This window comes from Clostridium sp. KLE 1755, assembly GCF_000466465.2.
In the GTDB taxonomy this organism is placed as follows: Bacteria; Bacillota; Clostridia; order Lachnospirales; family Lachnospiraceae; genus Eisenbergiella; species Eisenbergiella porci.
The window spans coordinates 47,355-47,814 of record NZ_KE992729.1; the positions used below are offsets into that span (position 1 = coordinate 47,355).

Below are 460 nucleotides of genomic sequence, written 5' to 3' on the forward strand. Positions count from 1 at the left end.
CTCCAACGATTTTTCAACGGCTCTTCTGAACAAATTAAACGGCATCGCCGACGGTGCGGAGGTTAATGTGCAGGCGGACTGGAATAACACTGATTCCGCTTCCGACGCTTTTATCAAAAATAAGCCGGCCTCCTTCCCGCCTTCCTCCCATACCCACACAAAGGCACAGATTTCAGATATGCCAACCAAGCTGTCCCAGTTCACCAACGATCCCGGTTACCTTACCTCCGAGGATGTTGATACTTCCCTGATCCATAATCATGCCAACATAAGCATTCTGGATTCCATTTCACAGGCACTGCTGGACAAATGGAACACCGTTTCCAATAAAGTGGACAAGGTCACAGGAAAAGGCTTATCCTCCAACGATTTTTCAACGGCTCTTCTGAATAAACTAAACGGTATCGCCGACGGTGCGGAGGTTAATGTACAGGCGGACTGGAATAACACTGATTCCGCT

1 pseudogene is annotated in these 460 nt (G+C 48.3%); it reads left to right on the top strand.

Annotation, left to right across the window (positions count from 1 at the left end):
- Positions 1-460 (top strand): annotated as a pseudogene (locus HMPREF1548_RS30060) (hypothetical protein); the annotation flags it as partial.